The organism is Sulfurovum sp., assembly GCF_041562805.1.
Taxonomy (GTDB): domain Bacteria; phylum Campylobacterota; class Campylobacteria; order Campylobacterales; family Sulfurovaceae; genus Sulfurovum.
Window position 1 is genome coordinate 1 of record NZ_JBFFOH010000219.1, and the last position, 3,240, is coordinate 3,240.

At 38.5% G+C, this 3,240-nt stretch carries 3 protein-coding genes and 1 pseudogene; all 4 read left to right on the top strand.

Going from position 1 to position 3,240, the window contains the following annotated elements; all coding sequences use genetic code 11:
• A partial coding sequence (locus ABYK33_RS14825; RefSeq protein WP_373034081.1) for a glycosyltransferase occupies positions 1-537 on the top strand: 537 nt, incomplete at its 5' end.
• Positions 538-587: 50 nt separating this feature from the next.
• On the top strand, positions 588-1,697 hold the full coding sequence (locus tag ABYK33_RS14830; protein WP_373034082.1) for a hypothetical protein: 1,110 nt from the start codon (positions 588-590) through the stop codon (positions 1,695-1,697).
• Positions 1,694-2,947 (top strand): glycosyltransferase, encoded by a 1,254-nt coding sequence (locus ABYK33_RS14835; protein WP_373034083.1) that lies wholly within the window; start codon positions 1,694-1,696, stop codon positions 2,945-2,947. The genes ABYK33_RS14830 and ABYK33_RS14835 overlap by 4 nt, the downstream gene beginning before the upstream one ends.
• Before the next feature lie 14 nt (positions 2,948-2,961).
• A pseudogene (locus tag ABYK33_RS14840) lies at positions 2,962-3,240 on the top strand (asparagine synthetase B); the annotation flags it as partial.

A 3,240-nucleotide genomic window follows, 5' to 3' on the forward strand; every position in this document is an offset into this window, starting at 1 on the left:
CCATGGCTAACAAACAAGACAGCTCCTGTCATTGTTTCCGCAGGAAGACTCGCGCCTGAAAAAGGTTATCCCGATTTGATAATGGCGGTAAAAGAGTTGTCAAAAACTCAAGATATAAAGCTCATTATGCTTGGAGAAGGCCCTATGAGAGATGAACTTGAAAGGCTTATCGCAAGAGAGAACCTTTCCTCTAATATTAAACTTTTAGGATTTCAGGAAAATCCTCTCAAATACTACAGTAAAGCAGACGTCTTTGTTCTGTCCTCATATGTGGAAGGATTGCCAAATGTTCTTGTTGAAGCGATGATGTGCGGTTGTACTCCTGTATCGACTGATTGTCCAACGGGTCCAAGAGAAGTGCTTCAAAATGAAAAGTACGGTTATATTGTGCCCATGCATGACCCCAAGGCAATGGCTCTAGGAATTAAGAAAGCTTTAGACAACCCTATCCCTTCTCAGCGTTTAGCAGAGGGCGTTAAGGCATTTACCGAGGACGAGGTTTTTAAGCAGTATCAGAGAGTGCTTGGGCTTGAATAATTATCAATAAAGTATAATGCAATACATTGATTTAAAATATAAAGATAGTTATGGATTTTCTTAACGCTGTATATGCAGCATGTGTTGTTTTTATCGGGTTTTATGTACTGAAAGTACCGATGAAATACTACGTGTTTGTCCTTTTGCATCTGTTACTTGTTTTCCTGACAAATGATTTTTTATTTCCAGTATCTTACATGCCCGATCAACTTCGTTATGTTGAAAGTACAGTTGCAATCCGGGATTCATTGGACTTTATGAATTATGAGCAGTATGAGAGGTCATCGAAGGTGGCTTTCTCCAGTCTCATGTTTGCTCTGTCTCCTATGCTCTCAATAAAGAGTGTCTATTCAATTAGCATCATCAACTTCCTACTATATGCATTTCTGTTTATCTTTTTGTACAAAAAAAAGCTTTTAGTCGGAAATGCTATGCTGTTCTACCTTCTCTTCCCAAGTTTTGCTCTTTATGCTGCGGTAAGTCTTCGGGACATGTTGATTTTACTGTTTATGATTCTTAGCATATATGCCCTGTATAGAAAGCAGATGCTGTTGTCTATTCTGATCGCGGCTCCTTTGTTATACATAAAAACTCAAAATTTTCTTATCTTTATTGCGGCCATACTGATGTATAAAAGTATAGAGAAGCGTAATCTTAAAAGTAAAAAAACACTTATTAGAGTAAGTTTCCTGCTTATATTGCTAGTGGCTTTTGGGAGTATGTTTTCTATTGATGATATCAACAGTATACGGCGCTCTATGTATGCGGAGGATGGTGGAAATAGAGAAGACTATATTCCTATTGCGGGTTATGTAGACTTTTTATTCACCGGATTTATCGGCTCATTCTATATGGTATTAAAACCGATGATTTGGGAAGTCCGTAATCCACTGCAACTGGTACAGTCTGTTGAGAATATAGTTGTCTTTTACATGATATATAAAATTTATGAAGAACAGAAAATAGTGAAAGATCGGTTTATAACTTTTCTCTTAATCTATTTTTTCGTTGGGATGTTTATCTATGGTCTTGTAGTCTATAATTTTGGAACAGCAGCCAGGTACCGTTTTACATTCGAAGTTGTGTTCATTGTTTTCTCATTAAGTATTTTACATAAACACCGAAAATCGGCCAAAGCAGTAGAGAGGGGAAAAGCATGAAAAAAATAGCGATAATTACTCCTTTCCTTGCTAATGGAGGTTTGGAAAAAGTAGCAGTTGTTGAAGTGGAAGAGCTTAGTAAATATTTTGATGTGACGCTGATCGTCATGGATACGTTCCATATCGATTATCCATATAGCGGAAAGATGATCGACTTGCACGTCTTATTGATGGACAGAGGTCTGTTCAAACGGTTATATAACATTACAATGGCTACATTAAAGTTAAAACGATTGAAAAAGAAACACTGTTTCGACCTTGTTATCAGCCATGGAGAGTTGGCGAACCTGCCCAATGTTTTTAGTGGGGGTAAAAACAGTATTTTGGTAGTTCATGAAAATCGTTTTGCTGCTATAAAAGATATACAGGGAAAACTCGTTAATCGGGTGATAAAGTATATCTACTCTGCAAGAAGTGTCTCAAAAATCGTTACGGTCTCTGAAGGCATTCGAGAGAGCTTTGTGAAGAAACTCGGGATCAATCAAGATGCGATAATGACGATATATAACCCTTATAATGTTGATGAAATTAAAACATCGGCAAGAGAGGAGTTGGGAGAGTTTACTTCTCTGTTTTCACACCAAGTGCTGACCATTACTGGTCGGTTGACCATTCAGAAAGGGCAATGGTTTTTACTTAGAATTTTCAAAGAGCTGAAAAAGCTGATTCCCGATTTAAAACTTGTCATTTTAGGCGATGGAGAGATCAAAGAGAAACTGATCGACCTATCAGAAAAGTTGGATTTGAAAACGTATTCAAGCTGGTCAGAAAATCTATTTGATGACAGTTATGATGTCTACTTTATGGGTTTTCAAAAGAACCCATTTAAGTTCGTCGGCTCTTCAAAACTATTCGTTATGACATCGTTATGGGAAGGCTTTGGCAATACTATAGTAGAAGCTATGGCCTGTGGCACCCCTGTTGTCTCAACTAACTGTAAATCTGGTCCTGGTGAGATTATATGCCCAGCATTGGAAAACGAGACTCTGTTGAGTGCAGCGAACTTTGAAGGTTATGGCGTACTCATGCCCGTATTTACAAATGCGTTTGTGGAAGCAGATGAGCCATTGGACGAACGAGAGCAGTTGTGGATAGAGACCTTGCATCAACTGCTTAATGATGATGCGAAACTGGCTCAATACTCTAAAGATGGTATTCAGCGAGCTGAAGATTTTAGAGTAGATGTAATTATGAAAGAGTGGAAGAACCTAATCAATTCTATTTTGAATGATAATGAGAGACAAAGTTAGATGAGGGGTCTCTTATGTGCGGAATAGTCGGCTTTATCTCTAAAGAGCGAACGGACCATACCGTAGAGAAGATGTTGAAAGTTCAGGCCTATCGCGGGCCGGATGACAGCGGGACATTTGTAGAGCAGATAAGTGGTCAATATGTTCATTTAGGACATAACCGTCTCTCTATCCAAGATGTTACCTCGCACGGACATCAACCCTTTGTTTCTGACTGCGGAAATTACATTATTGTCTTTAACGGAGAAGTGTATAACTTTAAAACTATCCGTGAGGAGCTTGAAAAACTGGGG